We start from the raw sequence: 16,783 nt of genomic DNA, 5'->3' as shown, positions 1-16,783 counted from the left end.
AGATCGCGGCGGAACCGGTCCTTGTCGAGCTTCTCGTTCGATTCCATGTCCCACAGCCGGCAGCCATCGGGGCTGATCTCGTCGGCGAGGATGAGGCGCGAATAATCGCCGTCCCACAGCCGCCCGAATTCGAGCTTGAAATCGACCAGGCGGATGTTGATCGCCGAAAACAGTCCGCTCATGAAATCGTTCACGCGGATCGACATATCGGCGATCTGGTTCATCTCGTCCTGGCTCGCCCAGTCGAAGCAGGCGATATGCTCTTCGGCGACAAGCGGATCGCCGAGCGCATCGTCCTTGTAGCAATATTCGATCAGCGTGCGGGGCAGGGGCTCTCCCTCCTCGATCCCGAGCCGCTTGGAGAGCGATCCGGCAGCGACGTTGCGGACGATGACTTCGATCGGAACGATCTCAACCTGCCGAACGAGTTGTTCGCGCATGTTGAGACGGCGTATGAAGTGATTGGGCACGCCGATATGGTTGAGGCGCGTGAAGATATGCTCCGAAATCCGGTTGTTGAGCACGCCCTTGCCGTTGATCGTGCCCTTTTTCTGCGCGTTGAACGCGGTCGCGTCATCCTTGAAATACTGGATGATCGTGCCGGGCTCGGGGCCCTCGTACAGGATCTTGGCCTTGCCTTCGTAGATCTGGCGGCGGCGGGACATGGTTGCACTCCCCAAAAAAGAAACGCGCCCCGGACACGGCGGGCTTTTCCCACGCGGGCCGAGGCGGAGAGCTTTCTATAGACGTTTCGTTCGGGAGTCGCAATCAAGTGGCGCGAGAGGAATAACCGCGATGAACTTCACGACGATCGATTCGATCCTGAGCGCTCTTTACCGGGCCATTTCCGGTCCCGAAGGCGGGCAGGACTGGGAGCTGGAGAGGGCGATCTGCCATCCCGATGCGCGGATGGTCCGCACACGCGTCGCCGAGGACGGAACGCCGCTTATGTGGGCTTTCGATACCGAGGGGTTCATCGAAGCGACGATCCCGCTGCTCGAGGGCCGCGCCTTTTACGAGATCGAGACGGCGCGCAAGGTCTTCCGCTTCGGCAACGTCGCCCAGGCGTTCAGCGCCTATGAGGCGCGCGAGGGCGGCCCGGACGGCGAATTGCTGTTCAAGGGGATGAACATGATCCACCTGTTCTGGGACGGGACGCGCTGGTGGATCATGCATGTGATCTGGGACAATGAGCGCGATGGGGTCGAACTGCCGCCGGCGGAGTGGTTCGAGGGCTGATGGCCTGTGAAAAGAGGGAGGCAGCATGACGCGTTGGGGAAAACGGATCGCTATCGCATCGATCGCGGTTGTTGCGCTGGCCGCGGCCGCGTTTTTCCTATTCCAGCGGCAGATCGGCGAATATCTGTTCGAAAGGGCGGTTACCGAGCGCTTGGGTCAGCCCGAAACGACTGAACAGGACGACGCGATCCATGTTTATATGTGCGGCACCGGGGCGCCGCTGGCCGATCCCGAGCGGGCCGGTCCGTGCATTGGCGTTGTCGCCGGCGAGCACGCTTTTTTGTTCGACGTCGGGTCGGGCAGCATGCGGACTGCCGGGCGGATGGGATTTCCCGTCGCGGACACCGAAGCGCTGTTCCTCACCCACCTTCATTCGGACCATTTCGACGGCCTTGGCGAACTGATGGTGCAGGCCTGGGTGGGAGGCGCGCGAAGCGAACCGCTGCCCGTCGTCGGGCCGCCCGGCACAATCGAGGTTACGGATGGCTTCAACGCGGCGTATCGCATCGATGCCGGCTACCGGACGGCGCATCATGGCGAACGGGTCGCCAATCCTACCGGTTACGGCTTGGCGGCGCGTGAAATTACGTTGCCGGAGGACACCGAGCGCGGCATCGTTTACGATCGGGACGGCGTACGGATCACCGCCTTCCGCGTGTCGCACGATCCGGTGGATAACCCGTTCGGATATCGCATCGACTATGCCGGTCGTTCGATCGCGATCAGCGGCGATACGACCTACGACCCCAATCTCGTCGTGGCGGCGCGCGGCGTGGATATCCTGTTTCACGAGGCGCTCGACCCGGAGATGGTAGGATCGATGCAGAGGGCGGCCGAGCGGCAGGGAATGGAGGTTGGTGCGAAAGTTCTTGCCGACATCCCCGCCTATCATACGCCGCCCGACGATGCGGCGCGAGCAGCGTCGGAGGCCGGCGCCGGAGCGCTTGTATTCTATCACATGATCCCGCCGCTGCCCTCGCGGCTGCTCCACGCCTATTTCCTCGACGGTGTGCGCGAACAATATGCAGGGCCGGTGCGGCTCGCCGACGATGGTCTGGTGATCATCCTGCCGGCGGATAGCGAAGAGGTCCGCTACCGGTCGGGATTGTAGGGCGGCGCGGCGGCTGAACCGTCTTATTTCTTCTTGTCGCGATTGATGCGCCTGAATTTAACCCCCTGCCGCTTGGCTTCGGCCTTGAGGAATTTGTCAAACTCGTCACGGCCGTTCATGGCGTCTCGCACCTTGATGATGCGGCGGTCGTTGAATTTGGCGAAGGCGAAAGTGGCGGGCAGTTTGCTGACATGGCCTGACCCTTCGAGGAACTTGACCGTCTTGGTCTCCACCCCCGCCTCGGCGAGTTCGCTCCACAGGCTCCTCTTGCTATGGCGTGTGATACCTTCGGCGTCGTAGCGCACCGTCTGCCGGCTGGCCCAGATCACCTTGGCCGCGGCGATGGCCGTCACAACGCCGGCCGTGACGAAGGCCCATTGCGGCTCGAACGGCACCCAGAAGATATCCGGATCGCCGCGCTCAGCCCGGGCGCGCATGATGGCGTGCATCCATTCCATGAGCGCGAGCCAGGCCGCCAGCCAGATCCAGCCGCGCGTCATCCGCATGGTCGTTACGCCGTTCACCGCCTCCGGGGGCGTGCGCCGGATATAGACGTGCAGCGCCTTGATCGGCATCCCGATCAGCAGGATCAGCGTGCCGAAGATCATCAAATTGTCGATGAAAGTCAGTTTCATAGGCAGCGCTTTCGCCAGACCCACTATCGCTTGTCAAATCGCAGCGAATTGGATGTGGAAAGCCATATCGTCGGGCCGCCGCGCACCTGCTAACCCGCCTGAATGTCGACCGATACGCTAGACCCCGAGGAAGATCCCTTCGACCGCATTGTCGATGCGCCTTTCGACGAGGCGATCAGCGAGCGGTATCTCGTCTATGCGCTGTCGACCATCACGGCACGTTCGCTGCCGGACCTTCGCGACGGGCTGAAGCCGGTCCACCGCCGCCTTCTTTGGGCGATGCGGCTGCTGAAACTCGATCCGTCGCAGGGCTACAAGAAATGCGCTCGCGTCGTCGGCGACGTCATCGGCAAATATCATCCGCATGGCGACCAGTCGGTCTATGATGCGATGGTGCGCCTCGCCCAGCCCTTCGCGATGCGCTATCCGCTTGTCGACGGGCAGGGCAATTTCGGCAATGTCGACGGCGATAACGCGGCCGCGATGCGCTATACCGAGGCGCGGCTGACCCAGGCGGCGCTCGATCTGATGGACGGGCTCGGCGAAGGCACGGTCGATTTCCGCCCCACCTATAATGGCGAAGAGGAAGAGCCGGAAATCTTCCCGGGCCTCTTCCCGAACCTGCTCGCCAATGGCGCGGCCGGGATTGCGGTCGGCATGGCGACGTCGATCCCGCCGCACAATGTCGCCGAAATCGTCGATGCCGCGACGCACCTGATCGACACGCCCAAGGCCGAAGAGGCCGATCTGATGCTGTTGGTGAAGGGCCCCGATTTCCCGACAGGCGGCCTGCTCGTCGACCCGGCCGATGCGATCGCGCACGCCTATGCGACGGGCAAGGGGTCTTTCCGCGTCCGCGCGCGCTGGCACCAGGAGGATCTGGGGCGCGGCGCCTGGGAAGCGGTGGTCACCGAAATCCCGTACCAGGTGCAGAAGGGCAAGCTGATCGAGCAGATCGCGGCGCTGATCGCCGACAGGAAGCTGCCGATTCTCGCCGATATCCGCGACGAGAGCGACGAGGAAATCCGCATCGTCCTCGAACCGAAGAACCGCACCATCGACCCCGATGTGCTGATGGATTCGCTGTTCCGCCTGACCGACCTCGAAACCCGCTTCAGCCTCAACCTCAACGTGCTCGATGCGAACCGCACGCCGCGCGTCATGAGCCTGAAAGAGGTTCTGAAGGAGTGGCTCGACCACCAGTTCATCGTGCTGGTGCGGCGCTCCGAATACCGGCTGGGCAAGATCGACGATCGGGTCGAGCTGCTCGACGGCTATATCATCGCCTTCCTCAACCTCGATCGGATCATCGAGATCATCCGCTATGAGGACGAGCCCAAGGCGGTGATGATGGCGGAGTTCGAACTGAACGACCGCCAGGCCGAGGCGATCCTCAACATGCGCCTCCGCAACCTGCGCAAGCTGGAAGAGATGGAGCTCAAGCAGGAGCGCGAGGATCTGCTCGCCGAACGCGCCGATCTCGACGCGCTGATCAATTCGAAGGCGCGGCAGAAGACACGGATGAAGAAGGACCTCGCCGCGCTGCGCGAACGCTATGGCCCCGACACCGATCTCGGCCGCCGACGCACGAGCCTCGAGGAAGCCGCGCCGCCCAAGGAGATTCCGCTCGAGGCGATGATCGAGCGCGAGCCGATCACCGTCGTCATGTCGCAGCGCGGCTGGATCCGCGCGATGAAGGGGCATGTCGACGAGGACGGGCTGACCAAGCTCAAATACAAGGAGGGCGACGGCCCGCGCTTCGCCTTCGCCGCGCAGACCACCGACAAGCTGCTGCTCGCCGCCGATGACGGGCGTATCTACACGCTCGGTGCCGACAACCTCCCCAGCGCGCGCGGCTTCGGCGAGCCGGTGCGATCGATGGTCGATGTCGAGGAGGGAGCGGAGATCACCGGGCTGGTGAAGGTCGGGGAGGGCGGCAAGCTGCTTCTCGCCAGCTCGGCCGGCAAGGGTTTCGTCGCGAGCGCCGAAGAGATCGTCAGCACGACGCGCAAGGGCAAGCAGGTGGTGAATGTGAAGGGCGGCGCGAAACTCCGCATCGTCCGCCCGATCCCCGCCGATGCCGACCATGTCGCGACGATCGGCGAGAACCGCAAGCTGCTGATCTTCGCACTCGACACCCTCCCCGAAATGGCGCGCGGCCAGGGCATCATGCTGCAGAAATACAAGGATGGCGGGCTGTCCGACGCACTGGCGTTCAAGCTGGAAGAGGGGCTGAGCTGGGCCATGGGCGGCGACACCGGACGCACGCGGACCGAGACCGAGCTTGACGAATGGGTGCAGAATCGCGGGACGGCGGGCCGGATGCCGCCAAGGGGCTTCCCGCAGGATAACCGGTTCGATTGAAACCAGCCCGAATAACATCTATATGTACATTGACCTGTACATATAGATGATCGGAGGCTAAAATGGACGTTGTCAGCTACTCGGATGCGCGCAAGAATCTGAAGGCAGTGATGGACCGTGTTGTCGCGGACAAGAGCCATGTCGTGATCACGCGGCAAAAGGCCGAGTCCGTCGTCATGCTATCGCTTTCGGACTGGAACGCGCTCGAAGAAACGGCCTATCTTCTCGCCTCGCCTGCCAATGCCAAGCGCTTGCGTGAATCGATTGCCGGTTTCGAGGCGGAAGGCGGTACCGAGCGCGAACTCATCAATCCCGATAACTCCTAGGTGAAGATCGTCTTCAACGAGCAGGGCTGGGAGGACTATCGCTACTGGCTCGATGCCGATCCCAAATCGCTAAGACGCCTGAACGGCCTGATCGACGAGTGCACGCGCTCGCCCTTTCGCGGGACGGGCAAGCCGGAACCGCTGCGGAATGAGCTGCAGGGATGGTGGTCGCGGCGGATCACCAAGGCCGACAGGCTGGTCTATCGCGTGACGGGCAAGGGCGCTGAGCAGCGGCTCGAAATCGCGCAATGCCGTTATCACTATTGATCAGCCACGCTCGTCCATCCGCGCCAACCTCAGCTCGATTCGCTTCAGCTCGCGCAGCACCGTGATCAGGTTCATCCGTTCGAAAAACCATTGCTTGAAAAAGCCGATGCCGGTGAAGGTCGCGAAGGCGCCGACCGACCAGAGGATCAACTCGCGCGTGCCCTCGACGGTGAACATCTGCCAGATCGCGTAGAACTGGAACGCGGTCAGCGGGATCATGAGCGCGAAGGCGAACTTCGCCCAGCCGCCGAGAGGGCCCGTCATCGTATCGCCGATCTGCGCAAACAGGCCGCGATCGGCTTCGAGATCCTTCAGGAACGCTTCGTCGTCTGCGTCGAGAGCGGCGGTGAGCCTGTCGTCGAATGCGGTCATTGCTGGTCTCCTTTTCGGGTCAAAATAGTTCGTCATATTGAACTTGTTTCAGCATCCATAGACCTGCGCGGTTCGGTCGATCCCGACATGTGAAAGCATATGGACCCCCAAACGAGTTCAGGGTGACAGCGGGGTTTCGGCGTGCAGTCCTCACGCCCCCAGCACCGCCTTCAAACTCTTCCGCGCCGCGAAAATTCGCGATTTCACCGTGCCGAGCGGTGCGTCCGTTGCCACCGCAATCTCGTCGAGCTTGAGCTGTTCGACGAAGAACAAGGTCGCGGCTACGCGCTGTTCCTCGGGCAGCCGGGCGAAGGCCTGGGCGATCGCGGCCCGGTCCTCGCCGCGCGCGTTCGCCGCCGGCTCGTTCCGCTCGTCGAGCGCGTCCGAGCGAGAACGGTGCGCGGCGCGGGCGTTCACCCGTTCGGCGCAGCGGCGGCGCAGGATCGCAAAGGCCCAGCCGGGAAACTTCGCCGGATCGCGCAGCCGGGAAATACCGCGCGCGATGCCGAGCCAACTGTCCTGAACCGCGTCCCATGCCATCTCCTCGTCGCCGGTGAACCGCCGCGCCGAGCGCAGCAGCCGGGGCTGCCAGCGCGCCGCGAGCCGTTCGAGCGCCTTGCGGTCGCCGAACTGGACGGAGAGCACGAGCAGTTCGTCGAAGATCCGCCCGCTATCGCTCATCCGGTCCGTCTCCCGCTTCCGGTCCTATAGTCGGGGCAGAGGGACGAAAGGTTCGATCACGATCCGGAAATTTTCGCTTGCGCCATTTCCCGGACGCGGTCCTCACCGGGGAAGTCCTCCGCGATCCACGCCTCCCGCAACTCGCCGAGAAGGCGCGAGACTTCGGGGCCGGGTTCGACACCGAGCGCGATCAGGTCGGCGCCCTTGAGCGGGAAACGCTCGGGCGGGGGATTGGCGGCCAGCGTTTCAAGCGCGCGGCCGACGACGATGTCGTTGGTGGGGCACAGGAGGAGCCTGTCGACGGCGCTCTCGATACCCAGCCGGAAGGCGAGGGCGCGGGGTGTAGCGGTGTCGCCTGGCATCCTCGCCGCTGCGATGGCGAGCCGCTGGCGTTGCGCTTTGGAGAGTTTGAGCCGCGCGGCGATTGCGCGCGCCGTTTCGGGATCGGGCGGTAGCAGGGCAGCGAGGCGGCGCAGGGGGTGGCTGTTCAATGCGTCATTCCAGCGAAAGCTGGAATGGCGGAACAGGTTTTCCCGGGCGATTAGCCGTTCCAGCGGCCCTGCGGTTACGATCTCGGGCAGCACCGGCTGCAGCACACCTCGCTCGATCATCAGCGCCATTGTCGGCGCGGGATCGTCCAGCGCAAGCATCTTGAGCAGCTCGTCCGCGATGCGTTCGCGCGACAGGGCCATCAGGTCGTTGGCCCGGGCGATGCATGCGCCGAGGCTTTCGGCATCCGGCGCGCCTTCGCCGAATCGTGCGTGGAAGCGGAAGAAGCGGAGGATTCGCAGATGGTCCTCGGCGATCCGGTTCAGCGGTTCGCCGATAAAGCGCACGCGGCGCGCCGCAAGGTCGTCCAGCCCGCCGAAAAAATCGAAAATCTCGCCCGTTACGGGATCGGCCGACAGAGCATTGATCGTGAAGTCGCGCCGCGCCGCGTCTCCCTTCCAGTCGTCAGTATATTCGACCTCGGCATGGCGGCCGTCTGTGGCGACGTCGCGGCGCAGCGTCGTCACTTCGATCGTGCGCTTGCCGGGGAGGACGGCGGTCACGGTGCCGTGCTTGATCCCCGTGGGGACGGCTTTCAGGCCAGCCGCGTCGATCCGCCGGGCCGTTTCCTCCGGCGCATGAACCGTCGCGATGTCGACGTCCTGCACGTCGAGCTCGAGCAGCGCGTCGCGCACAGCGCCGCCGACAAAGCGCGCGCCGCCTTCATCGGCGCCGAGGGCATCGAGCAGGACGCCCATGCCCTCCCAATGCCGCCATGGTGCGTCCGGCAATCTCATTGCGCCACCGCCCGGATGCGCCGCGCGAAATTCAGGATGATCGCCGCCGTCACGCCCCAGATACGGTGCTCGTCCCAGTACATTTCGTGATAGCTGCGCGGCCGGCCGTTCCAGTGGACGTGCTGCTGGTCGTAGTTCGCGGGATCGAACAGCGTGTCGAAGGGCACCTCGAAGATCGCCGCGACTTCGCCTGCCTCAGGTACGAGATCGAGGCCGGGGGGGACGATGCCGATGACGGGTGTGATGTGGAAGCCGGTGCCGGTGAGATAGAGATCGGTGGTGCCGATGATTTCGACGCGGTCGCGGGGCAGGGCGATTTCCTCTTCCGATTCGCGCAGCGCCGCATCGACCGGACCGTCATCGCCCGGATCGACCTTGCCGCCGGGAAAGGCGACCTGACCGGGATGGCTGGGAAGTTCGTCGGTACGGCGGGTCAGGATCACGCCGGGCTCGAGGCGGTCGACAATGGGGATGAGCACGGCGGCATCGACGCTGTCCGCCCGCAATTCGGCATCGTTCAAATGCGTGTCGGCACCCTGCATATCGGCCAGCGGCGCCTCGATCATCGCGCGAAGCCTGTCGGCAAGCGTCATGACTCCGGATCCAGCGCAAAGAATTCGCCGCCGCTCCACAGGCCGAGCGGACTGTGATCTTCGTCCAGGGCGAGATCGATCAGCTCGTAATAGACGTTCCTGCCGATCAGCGCTTCGAGCCCGCCGCGGACATGAAGATAGGGCAGGGGGCCGTCGCGGCTGTCGCGCAGGCGGAGGGGATGATCCGGGCCGGCGGAGACGAGGTCGCCCGTGTTAAGCCGGAAGGCCATGGTCCGCTCCTGTCCCGACCCTTCGCTCTTCATCTCCACCGCCACAAAGGGCGCGTCCTCGACTTCGATCGTCAGCTTCTCGGCCGGCGTCACGAGCACATAGCTGCCATCGGGTTCGCGGCGCAGGATCGTCGAGAACAGCGCGACGAGCGCAGGCCGTTCGATGGGATCGCCTTCATGGATCCACCGCCCGTCGCGCGTGATGACGATGTCGATCGCGCCCTCGCGCTCGGGGTGCCATGTCTCGACCGGCGGCAGCGACCGATCCTCGATATGCGCGGCGATGTCGTCGAGGCTTAGCGAAGCGAGATTGTCGGGCGGGGCGGGCATGGCCGCTAGTTAGGCAATCCGCCCTTGTTGTGCAAAGGATCGGGACCGAGTTGTCCCCTTGCCGGCCAGCGTGTACCGGGCGCCGGGCGCAACAGGACGCGGCGGGCCTCGACGGGGCCGGGCAAAGACCAGCCACTGGCCGGTCCGGAGCGGAAACCGAAGAAGCGTTCATAATATTCCGGGTCGCCGATCATCACACCGGATTCGCCGTGCAAATCGAGCGCGTCGCAAATCGCATGGGTCATCTGCTTGCCGATGCCCGTGCCCTGCATCTCGGGAATCACGGCCACAGGCCCGACCATGATAAGAGGCGACCGCTCTCCGTCCTCCCCGAACAGCGCGACGGGCCATCCCTGCGCGGTGCCCAGCAAATGCGAGCCGTCCGTGACGGCGACCGAATATTCAGGCAGCCATTCGGTGCCCGCGCGCACCTTATAGGCCGTGCGCTGGTGCCGATCGGCGCCGAAGGCGGCGTCGAGCAGCGTCACGATCTGTGCGGCGTCGATCACCGCGAGCGGCACGAGTTGCGGCACCTGTTCCTCCGGAAGCGGCATTTACGTGGGGAGCGGCGGCCATTAGCGCTTGGCGGCGATATCTCAAGCGCGAATCGGAACGGGAGAAACAATGGCGAGTTCTGACGGCGATCTGTTGCGGCTGCATGTGCGCGGCGTGGAAGTCTATGTTCTGACCGGCATCTATTCCGAAGAAACAAAGCTGCCGCAGCCGCTCCGCATTTCCGTGACGGCCGATCTCGATATCGCGGGCCGGTTCGAGATGGATACGCCGCTATCGCGTTCGAAAAACTATCTCGATCTCAAACACGCCATGACCGACGCCTTGCCCAAGGACCGTCATTTCACGCTGATCGAATCGGTGGCCGAGCATATCGCCGAGACGCTGTTCCTGCAGGATCGGCGCGTTTCCCGGGTCGAGGTCGATATCGTCAAGCTCGCCATCTCGGAGAATGGCGAGGATATCGGCATCACGCTCGTTAGGAACCGGCGGGCATGACAGGGCTGGCGCTCGTCACCGGCGGATGCCGGCGGCTCGGTGCGGCCATCGCCGCGCATTTTGCCGATCACGGGTTCGCGCTCGCGCTCCATGCCTCGGAAGACCCGGCGCCCGAACGGGCATTAGCGCGGCAGCTGGAAGCCGACGAGACGCCGTGGCAGGGTTTCGCGGCCGATCTTTCCGATGCCGATGCCGCCACCGCGCTGATCCCGCGAATCGCCGCTGCCTTCGGTCGGCCGCCCGACATTCTGATCAACAGCGCCGCCATGTTCGGGCAGGACCGGCCCGAAAGCGTGACCGGAGAGGCGCTGCTCGATCACTATGCGGTCAACTGCGCCGCGCCCGTATTGCTGGCGCGCGCCTTTGCCGAGGCGCTTGGCGGAAAACCCGGTGCGATCGTCAATATTCTCGATCAGCGAATCGCCAATCCGCACGGCGATCAGTTCGCCTACGGCCTGTCGAAGATTGCGCTTGCCGGGGCCACGCAAATTCTGGCGCGGGAACTGGCGCCGGCGATCCGCGTGAACGGCGTTGCACCGGGCCTCACCATTGCGACTGATGATTATGACGCCGAAACGATCGACCGCGCGCGGGCCGCCATGCCGCTCGAAAAGCTGCCGCGGCCCGGCCAGATCGCGGATGCGGCCTTCTGGCTCACCCAGGCAGGCGCGGTGACGGGGCAGGTCTTGTATGTGGATGGCGGCGCGCACCTGCGCAGTTTCGAGCGCGACTTCGCCAATCTGTAGGCAGCGAGACCGCTCGGACCTATGAGCGATAGCGCGTGCACTGCCCGAGATCGCCGATCACCATCTGATAATCCTGCCGCGCGACCGAAATCTGGTTCGGGTCCATCGATTCGAACGTGGTCCGCGGCAGTTCGGCGGGCAGGAAGCAGGCGAGCCGGTACCAGAGCAAGGTATCCCGCTGCGGCGGTGGTGAGGCCGATTCGACGATTTCGCTGAGCGAAACACTCCAACGCGGCCGCTGGTTGGGGCGGCGCAGGACGCTGATCGACACGGGGCGCCCGTCGCTGGTCGAGAGAAAGATCTGCGTCTCGCTCTCGCCGGGAAGCGCGCCGGGCACGCTGAATGCATTACCGACGCCAGTGACGATGCCCGGCGCACCGGGCGCGGCGGCTTCGGTCAGGAGCCTGCGGATGATCTGTTCCCGCTCGGGCGTCCAGCGAATCTGCGAAGACGGCGCGACGAGCTGGATCTCTCCGGGCCGGCCGCGAACCGGTGTCGCCATGATCAGGACTTCCTCACCGCGCAGCCGGGGCCGGTCGCCATTGGGATCGAGCGGAACGTCGACAAGGTAGCGGACCTCACGGGGGAGAGCGTTGTCGCTGCGAATCAGGCTGCTGAGTTCGGCCTCGACATAATAGCGCAGATGTCCGGGAGCTACGCCGGGCGCACGTTCCGGATCGAGACGATTGGCCCGATCAATCTCCGCATGGGCGACGATCGGTGCGCCGAGAGCAAGGTCGGCCAAGTCGGCAAAGCTATATTCCGTGTCCGGCGCCGGGGCGGAATTCTGCGCGTGAACAGCCGTAGCTGCGGAAAGGGCGAGGAGGGCGAAAGGCAGGGAAAAGCGGGACATCATTTCCTCGATCTGCATGGGGGAACGTACTTTTCAGAGTGAATCATACGATAGCCTGTTGGTAACTGTTGCGTAACCCGGAAGCGAACGGTAGGGATTGGAAGGTCGCTGGTGAAACATTAGTACATCGTCGGCGTTCATCCTTGACAGTGTCCCGTTAACGGCTGCTGTATGAGGGTTTCGGGCTTTGGAGGGAGTGTCGCAGATTAATGGCCTATGCTGATCAAAAGATGAGTTCTCGCCGTGTCGTGGCGATCATCATTGTCGGCCTTCTTCATGTCGGAATGGCTTATGCCCTGGTTTCGGGCTTGGCCGTGTCGGTCGTGCGCAACATGCAGCAGGACCTTGATGTGTTCGACGTCGAAGAGGAGCCGCCGCCGCCTGAAGAGGAGCCGCCGCCCCCACCGCCGGATCAACCGATCCCGCCGCCGCCGGTGCAGGTGACCCAGCCGCCGGTGCAGATCACACGGCCGGTCCGTATGGCGCCGCCTCCGCCGCCGGTCTTCCGGCCGATCCCGCGGCCTTCGGCTCCGCCGCCGCCACCTCCGCCTCCGCCGCCTCCGCCACCTAGCCAGGCTGCGCCGGCGTCGCCGAGCAACAACCCGGGCCGTTGGGTGACGAACGCGGACTATCCGAGTGCGTCACAGCGTGCGGGTGAGCAGGGCACGACCGGCTTTCGCGTGACCGTGGGAAGTAACGGACGTGTGACCGATTGCCAGATCACGAGCTCGAGCGGCCATCAGCGGCTCGATCAGGAAACGTGCCGACAGGTGACTCGGCGCGCCCGGTTCGATGCTGCGCGCGATGATGCGGGCAATCCGGTGACCGGAAGCTACTCCAGCAGCGTGTTGTGGCAGATACCTGATTGATGTTTCACGCCGCCGCGGAGGGGTTTTGCGGTGGCCTCAAACCAATTTGTCGAAGAGGAAAGTAACTCATGTCTACCGAAGCAGCGGCTCCCGCCGCAAATGAAAATCCGTACGGCGTTGTACAGGCTCTCGAAGAAGGCGGGTTTGTCGCATGGGCGACGGCTGGCGTTCTCCTGCTGATGTCGATTGCCACCTGGTATATTCTCTTCACCAAGCTGTTCGAGCAGCAGAAGATCATGAATCAGGGCAAGCGCGCCCGTGCCAATTTCTGGCGGGCCAACAGCCTTTCCGAAGGCGCTGCCAAGCTCGAGAAGAACAGTGCCTATCGCCAGGTCGTCGAAGACGGCATTCAGGCGCGCGAGCACCACAACAAGCTGACCGACCCGGTCGAAGCGCATGAGTGGACGGTCAACGCCCTCAATCGTTCGGTGGGTTCGGTGAACTCGAAGCTGAGCGAAGGACTCGCGCTGCTCGCCACGATCGGTTCGACCTCGCCGTTCATCGGCCTGTTCGGTACGGTTGTCGGCATCTACCGCGCGCTCATCAAGATCGGCGCCGCCGGTCAGGCCTCGATCGACGCCGTTGCCGGCCCGGTCGGCGAGGCCTTGATCATGACCGCTTTCGGTCTGATCGTGGCGGTCCCGGCGGTTATGGCCTATAACTGGCTGCTCCGCCGCAACAAGGCGATCGTTGAAGAGCTTGGCTCGTTCTCGAACGAACTGCACGGCTACATCATGTCCGATGGCGCGGTGAAGCCTTCGGTGACCACCGCCGCGGCCACGAAGCCGGCGACGGCAACCAAGCCTGCCACCGGAGCCACCACGAGCACGACGACCAAGAAATAACGACGGCAATTAGAGGAGGCGCGGCGTGTCCGCGCCTCCCACCCGTCCTGTAAGGTGAAGCGATCGGCGACGGTCGCCAGAATGTAAGGATCGATCAATGGGTGGTAGTGTAGCTCCGAGCGAGGACGATGGCGGCGGCGGCGCAATGTCGGAGATCAACGTCGTCCCGCTGACGGACGTCATGTTGGTTCTCCTCATCATCTTTCTGATCACGGTTCCGGTCGTGATCCAGACCGTCCCCGTCAACCTGCCTGACGTTCGCCTCTTGCCGACGGCGACCAAGCCGGAGAACGTGTCGCTTTCGATCCGATCGGAGGGCGGGACTTGCGAGGTTTATTGGAACCTCACGCCGGTTTCATCGGAAGATCTGTACAACCGGGCCGTCGAACGTATGGAAACGCTGATCGAGGATGCTGGCGGTGTGGAAAACATGACGGAAGACGATCTTCCCGAAGTGCATATCCGCGGTGATGTGAACACGCCCTGGCGGTGTGTCGGTGGTCCGATTTTCATCATGCAGCGTGCCGGTTTTGCGCGCGTCGGCTTCATTTCCGAGCCGGCGCCGGGCATCGGCATTCAACGCCTGTAACGTATTAGCCTAGGAGTAGAGCCCCCATGGGTGGTAAAGTACAAACCGAAGGCGGCGAAGACGAGCCGATGATGGACATCAACACGACGCCGTTGATCGACGTCATGCTGGTGCTTCTCATCATGTTCATCGTCACGATCCCGATCCAGACTCACGCGGTGAAGATCGACCTGCCCGTGGCGGACGATACGCCGCCGCCGGAGGACATGATCGATCCGGTGAAGAACGAGGTTTATATCTCGCCGGGCAACGAGGTCCTGTGGAACGGCACGCCGATCACTATGACGCAGCTGCGCCAGTATCTGGATCAGACCGTTCTGATGAACCCGGTGCCGGAACTGCATATGCGTCCCGATGCCCAGGCGCGTTACGATTTGGTCGATGAGGTTCTTGCGATTACGCGGCGTGCCGAGGTCACCAATTTGGGCTTTATCGGCAACGAGATGTACGCCAACTTCTAGTGAGCATCCTCTTCGACAAGATCGGGGGCTGCGCGTCGCGCGGCCCCTTTTCTTTTGGCGCAGGATGCAAGGAAGAGACGCTCGGGCGAAGGGACTGACACAACCAGGCCAGTCGGAGGATGAACCGCAAGCGGCGTCGACGGTCCGCCAGTTTGGATCAGACGCCGCCTGCTGACATCGGCGATCCGTGTCAGGCGGCGACGCCTTCGAACTGCAGCCGGGCGAGACGGGCATAGAGGCCTTCGGCATTGGACAGGGCCGCATGGTCGCCCTGTTCGACGATCCGGCCCTTGTCCATGACAACGATACGATCGGCTGAGCGAACCGTGGCCAGGCGATGGGCGATGACGATCGTCGTCCGGTCGCGCATCAACCTGTCGAGCGCGTCCTGCACCAGCCGTTCGGATTCGGCATCGAGGGCGGATGTTGCTTCGTCGAGCAGCAGCAGTGGCGAATCGCGGAGCAGAGCCCGTGCGATGGCCAGCCGCTGGCGCTGACCGCCGGACAGGCGCGCACCGCTCTCGCCGAGGAACGTGTCCAGTCCCTCGGGCAAAGCCTTGAGATATTCCGCTGCATTGGCCGCCTCCGCCGCGGCCCAGAGCGCATTGTCATCAGCATCCCAGTTCCCGTAGCGCAGATTGTCGCGCGCAGTCGCTGCGAAGATGACCGTTTCCTGCGGCACCATCGCCATCCGCGTGCGTACTTCCTCCGGATCCGCCTCGCGCAGGTCGACGCCGTCGATCGTGACGCGACCCTCTTGCGGGTCGTAAAAGCGCTGAGCGAGCTGGAACAGTGTCGATTTGCCCGCGCCGGAGGGACCGACAATGGCGACAAGCTCGCCCGGCTCGACCGCCAGATCGAAATTGTCGAGCGCCTTGTCGTCGGGCCGTGTCGGGTATCGGAAAGTCACGCCTTCGAAGGCCAATTTTCCGCGCGATGGAACGGGGAGCGGCACCGGATTGGCCGGGGCGCGTATCTCGGGCACCTCTTCCAGCAATTCCTGCAGCCTGCCGGCCGCGCCCGCACCGCGCATCAGTTCGCCGAACACCTCGGTCAACGCCCCGAAGGCGCCGGCGACGATCATGCCCGTCAGGACGAAGGCGGCGACGGTGCCTCCGCTGATCCGCTCGTTGACGACATCGTCTGCCGCCTGCCACATCACCATCGTGATCGCGCCGAAGATCAGCGTAATCACAATGCCCGTCATGAAGGCGCGGATGGTGATCCGGCGCCGGGCGGTCTGGAAGGCACGCTCGGTCGCATCGCCGAAGCGGCGGCTCTCGCGATCCTCCTGCCCGAAGGCCTGGACGATCTTCATCGCGCCCAATGTTTCGGCGACCATCGCGCCGACATCGGCAATACGGTCCTGACTGTGCCGCGACACGTCGCGCAGCTTGCGCCCGAGGATGATGATCGGGCCGAGGATCAGCGGGATGCCGATCAGCAGCATCGCCGTCAGCTTCGGTGAAAGCGTGAAGAGGTAGATCACGCCGCCGATCGCCATGACAATGTTGCGCAGAGCGACCGAAATCGTCGTGCCCACGATCATCTCGATTACGGAGGTGTCGGACGTCATCCGCGAGGCGATTTCGGACGGGCGATTCTCTTCGAAATATTTGGGGTCGAGCGCCAGCAGGTTGCGCTGCACGGCGACACGCAGGTCGGCGACCACCCGCTCGCCAAGCCAGGAGACGAAATAGAAGCGCATCGCCGTCGCGAAGGCGAGGATGACGACGATGAACAGCAGATAGTGGAAATATTGCGCGATATCGCCGCCCGCAGACACGAAACCGCGATCGATGACTCGCCTGAATCCGTCCGGAATAGCGAGCGTTGCCGAGGCCGCGACAAGCAGCATCAACCCCGCGCCGGCGATCCGCCACGGATATTTGCTCGCAAAGCGCCAGATCAGCGCCAGATTGCCCAGTTTCCGCGTCGGCGGCGCGTCGAAGTCACTTTCTGCCATCAAATCGGC

Annotated in this window: 21 protein-coding genes; 11 read left to right on the top strand and 10 right to left on the bottom strand. The window is 63.8% G+C overall.

What is annotated here, in order from left to right:
- Positions 1-665, bottom strand: a 665-nt coding sequence (gene purC / locus Q0139_RS09525; protein ID WP_298020723.1) for a phosphoribosylaminoimidazolesuccinocarboxamide synthase, incomplete at its 3' end; no start/stop codon positions are given.
- A gap of 130 nt (positions 666-795) precedes the next feature.
- On the opposite strand from purC, the gene Q0139_RS09520 reads away from it, so the two are divergent.
- Entirely contained in the window at positions 796-1,239 is a 444-nt protein-coding gene (locus Q0139_RS09520) for a hypothetical protein (RefSeq protein WP_298020720.1), read from the top strand.
- A gap of 25 nt (positions 1,240-1,264) precedes the next feature.
- Positions 1,265-2,350 carry an MBL fold metallo-hydrolase gene (locus Q0139_RS09515; RefSeq protein ID WP_298020717.1) on the top strand — a complete coding sequence of 362 codons (1,086 nt, stop codon included), beginning with the start codon at positions 1,265-1,267 and terminating at the stop codon, positions 2,348-2,350.
- A 23-nt stretch (positions 2,351-2,373) separates the two neighbouring features.
- Here the strand turns inward: Q0139_RS09515 and Q0139_RS09510 are convergent, their stop codons facing one another.
- Positions 2,374-2,985, bottom strand: coding sequence for a hypothetical protein (locus Q0139_RS09510; protein ID WP_298020714.1), 612 nt, complete (start codon positions 2,983-2,985; stop codon positions 2,374-2,376).
- Positions 2,986-3,087: 102 nt separating this feature from the next.
- On the opposite strand from Q0139_RS09510, the gene parC reads away from it, so the two are divergent.
- From parC to Q0139_RS09495, 3 genes are all read left to right on the top strand, one after another.
- The gene (gene parC, locus Q0139_RS09505) at positions 3,088-5,349 is read left to right on the top strand and encodes a DNA topoisomerase IV subunit A (RefSeq protein ID WP_298020711.1); all 2,262 of its coding nucleotides are present in this window, start codon (positions 3,088-3,090) and stop codon (positions 5,347-5,349) included.
- 62 nt (positions 5,350-5,411) lie between these two features.
- Entirely contained in the window at positions 5,412-5,675 is a 264-nt protein-coding gene (locus Q0139_RS09500) for a type II toxin-antitoxin system Phd/YefM family antitoxin (RefSeq protein WP_298020708.1), read from the top strand.
- Entirely contained in the window at positions 5,676-5,942 is a 267-nt protein-coding gene (locus tag Q0139_RS09495; RefSeq protein ID WP_298020705.1) for a Txe/YoeB family addiction module toxin, read from the top strand.
- Here Q0139_RS09495 and Q0139_RS09490 read toward each other — a convergent pair whose 3' ends face one another.
- The 6 genes from Q0139_RS09490 to Q0139_RS09465 all read right to left on the bottom strand — a co-directional run bounded on the left by Q0139_RS09490 (position 5,943) and on the right by Q0139_RS09465 (position 9,988).
- Positions 5,943-6,314, bottom strand: coding sequence for a DUF6768 family protein (locus Q0139_RS09490; protein WP_298020702.1), 372 nt, complete (start codon positions 6,312-6,314; stop codon positions 5,943-5,945).
- Between the two features lie 150 nt (positions 6,315-6,464).
- Positions 6,465-6,995: a sigma-70 family RNA polymerase sigma factor gene (locus tag Q0139_RS09485; protein ID WP_298020699.1), complete on the bottom strand. Its 531-nt coding sequence runs from the start codon at positions 6,993-6,995 to the stop codon at positions 6,465-6,467.
- 56 nt (positions 6,996-7,051) lie between these two features.
- Positions 7,052-8,281 (bottom strand): CCA tRNA nucleotidyltransferase, encoded by a 1,230-nt coding sequence (locus tag Q0139_RS09480; protein ID WP_298020694.1) that lies wholly within the window; start codon positions 8,279-8,281, stop codon positions 7,052-7,054.
- Entirely contained in the window at positions 8,278-8,874 is a 597-nt protein-coding gene (locus Q0139_RS09475) for a CoA pyrophosphatase (RefSeq protein WP_298020691.1), read from the bottom strand. Before Q0139_RS09475 ends, Q0139_RS09480 begins: the two co-directional genes overlap by 4 nt.
- On the bottom strand, positions 8,871-9,434 hold the full coding sequence (locus Q0139_RS09470) for a DUF1285 domain-containing protein (protein ID WP_298020688.1): 564 nt from the start codon (positions 9,432-9,434) through the stop codon (positions 8,871-8,873). The genes Q0139_RS09475 and Q0139_RS09470 overlap by 4 nt, the downstream gene beginning before the upstream one ends.
- A 5-nt stretch (positions 9,435-9,439) precedes the next feature.
- On the bottom strand, positions 9,440-9,988 hold the full coding sequence (locus Q0139_RS09465; protein ID WP_298020685.1) for a GNAT family N-acetyltransferase: 549 nt from the start codon (positions 9,986-9,988) through the stop codon (positions 9,440-9,442).
- Positions 9,989-10,058: 70 nt separating this feature from the next.
- Between Q0139_RS09465 and Q0139_RS09460 the strand changes: the two genes are divergently transcribed.
- On the top strand, positions 10,059-10,445 hold the full coding sequence (locus Q0139_RS09460; RefSeq protein ID WP_298020683.1) for a dihydroneopterin aldolase: 387 nt from the start codon (positions 10,059-10,061) through the stop codon (positions 10,443-10,445).
- Positions 10,442-11,191: an SDR family oxidoreductase gene (locus tag Q0139_RS09455; RefSeq protein ID WP_298020680.1), complete on the top strand. Its 750-nt coding sequence runs from the start codon at positions 10,442-10,444 to the stop codon at positions 11,189-11,191. Before Q0139_RS09460 ends, Q0139_RS09455 begins: the two co-directional genes overlap by 4 nt.
- 19 nt (positions 11,192-11,210) lie before the next feature.
- Here Q0139_RS09455 and Q0139_RS09450 read toward each other — a convergent pair whose 3' ends face one another.
- On the bottom strand, positions 11,211-11,936 hold the full coding sequence (locus Q0139_RS09450) for a hypothetical protein (RefSeq protein WP_298020677.1): 726 nt from the start codon (positions 11,934-11,936) through the stop codon (positions 11,211-11,213).
- A 317-nt stretch (positions 11,937-12,253) separates the two neighbouring features.
- Between Q0139_RS09450 and Q0139_RS09445 the strand changes: the two genes are divergently transcribed.
- The 4 genes from Q0139_RS09445 (at position 12,254) to Q0139_RS09430 (ending at position 14,808) form a co-directional block, all read left to right on the top strand.
- A complete protein-coding gene (locus Q0139_RS09445) occupies positions 12,254-12,913 on the top strand; it encodes an energy transducer TonB (protein ID WP_298020674.1) in 660 nt (219 codons plus the stop codon).
- A 68-nt stretch (positions 12,914-12,981) separates the two neighbouring features.
- Complete coding sequence (locus Q0139_RS09440; RefSeq protein WP_298020671.1) at positions 12,982-13,758, top strand: MotA/TolQ/ExbB proton channel family protein; 777 nt, start codon at positions 12,982-12,984, stop codon at positions 13,756-13,758.
- Between the two features lie 97 nt (positions 13,759-13,855).
- Positions 13,856-14,347 carry a biopolymer transporter ExbD gene (locus Q0139_RS09435; protein ID WP_298020668.1) on the top strand — a complete coding sequence of 164 codons (492 nt, stop codon included), beginning with the start codon at positions 13,856-13,858 and terminating at the stop codon, positions 14,345-14,347.
- A 26-nt stretch (positions 14,348-14,373) separates the two neighbouring features.
- Positions 14,374-14,808, top strand: coding sequence for a biopolymer transporter ExbD (locus Q0139_RS09430; protein ID WP_298020665.1), 435 nt, complete (start codon positions 14,374-14,376; stop codon positions 14,806-14,808).
- A 190-nt stretch (positions 14,809-14,998) separates the two neighbouring features.
- Here the strand turns inward: Q0139_RS09430 and Q0139_RS09425 are convergent, their stop codons facing one another.
- Positions 14,999-16,774, bottom strand: a complete 1,776-nt coding sequence (locus tag Q0139_RS09425; protein ID WP_298020662.1) for an ABC transporter transmembrane domain-containing protein — start codon at positions 16,772-16,774, stop codon at positions 14,999-15,001.
- Positions 16,775-16,783: the final 9 nt, after the last annotated feature.

Origin of the sequence: uncultured Parasphingopyxis sp., assembly GCF_937129435.1 — a bacterium.
Classification (GTDB): Bacteria; Pseudomonadota; Alphaproteobacteria; order Sphingomonadales; family Sphingomonadaceae; genus Parasphingopyxis.
The sequence above is the reverse complement of the archived record's forward strand: the minus strand, read 5'-3'. Positions and strand labels throughout refer to the sequence as shown.

Coding starts and splice junctions, on each gene's coding strand:
- Q0139_RS09460 (WP_298020683.1), top strand. CDS start 10,059: ATGGCGAGTTCTGACGGCGATCTGTTGCGGCTGCATGTGCGCGGCGTG.
- parC (WP_298020711.1), top strand. CDS start 3,088: ATGTCGACCGATACGCTAGACCCCGAGGAAGATCCCTTCGACCGCATT.
- Q0139_RS09465 (WP_298020685.1), bottom strand. CDS start 9,988: ATGCCGCTTCCGGAGGAACAGGTGCCGCAACTCGTGCCGCTCGCGGTG.
- Q0139_RS09510 (WP_298020714.1), bottom strand. CDS start 2,985: ATGAAACTGACTTTCATCGACAATTTGATGATCTTCGGCACGCTGATC.
- Q0139_RS09480 (WP_298020694.1), bottom strand. CDS start 8,281: ATGAGATTGCCGGACGCACCATGGCGGCATTGGGAGGGCATGGGCGTC.
- Q0139_RS09425 (WP_298020662.1), bottom strand. CDS start 16,774: ATGGCAGAAAGTGACTTCGACGCGCCGCCGACGCGGAAACTGGGCAAT.
- Q0139_RS09490 (WP_298020702.1), bottom strand. CDS start 6,314: ATGACCGCATTCGACGACAGGCTCACCGCCGCTCTCGACGCAGACGAC.
- Q0139_RS09475 (WP_298020691.1), bottom strand. CDS start 8,874: ATGACGCTTGCCGACAGGCTTCGCGCGATGATCGAGGCGCCGCTGGCC.
- Q0139_RS09440 (WP_298020671.1), top strand. CDS start 12,982: ATGTCTACCGAAGCAGCGGCTCCCGCCGCAAATGAAAATCCGTACGGC.
- Q0139_RS09500 (WP_298020708.1), top strand. CDS start 5,412: ATGGACGTTGTCAGCTACTCGGATGCGCGCAAGAATCTGAAGGCAGTG.
- Q0139_RS09485 (WP_298020699.1), bottom strand. CDS start 6,995: ATGAGCGATAGCGGGCGGATCTTCGACGAACTGCTCGTGCTCTCCGTC.
- Q0139_RS09445 (WP_298020674.1), top strand. CDS start 12,254: ATGGCCTATGCTGATCAAAAGATGAGTTCTCGCCGTGTCGTGGCGATC.
- Q0139_RS09515 (WP_298020717.1), top strand. CDS start 1,265: ATGACGCGTTGGGGAAAACGGATCGCTATCGCATCGATCGCGGTTGTT.
- Q0139_RS09435 (WP_298020668.1), top strand. CDS start 13,856: ATGGGTGGTAGTGTAGCTCCGAGCGAGGACGATGGCGGCGGCGGCGCA.
- Q0139_RS09470 (WP_298020688.1), bottom strand. CDS start 9,434: ATGCCCGCCCCGCCCGACAATCTCGCTTCGCTAAGCCTCGACGACATC.
- Q0139_RS09455 (WP_298020680.1), top strand. CDS start 10,442: ATGACAGGGCTGGCGCTCGTCACCGGCGGATGCCGGCGGCTCGGTGCG.
- Q0139_RS09520 (WP_298020720.1), top strand. CDS start 796: ATGAACTTCACGACGATCGATTCGATCCTGAGCGCTCTTTACCGGGCC.
- Q0139_RS09430 (WP_298020665.1), top strand. CDS start 14,374: ATGGGTGGTAAAGTACAAACCGAAGGCGGCGAAGACGAGCCGATGATG.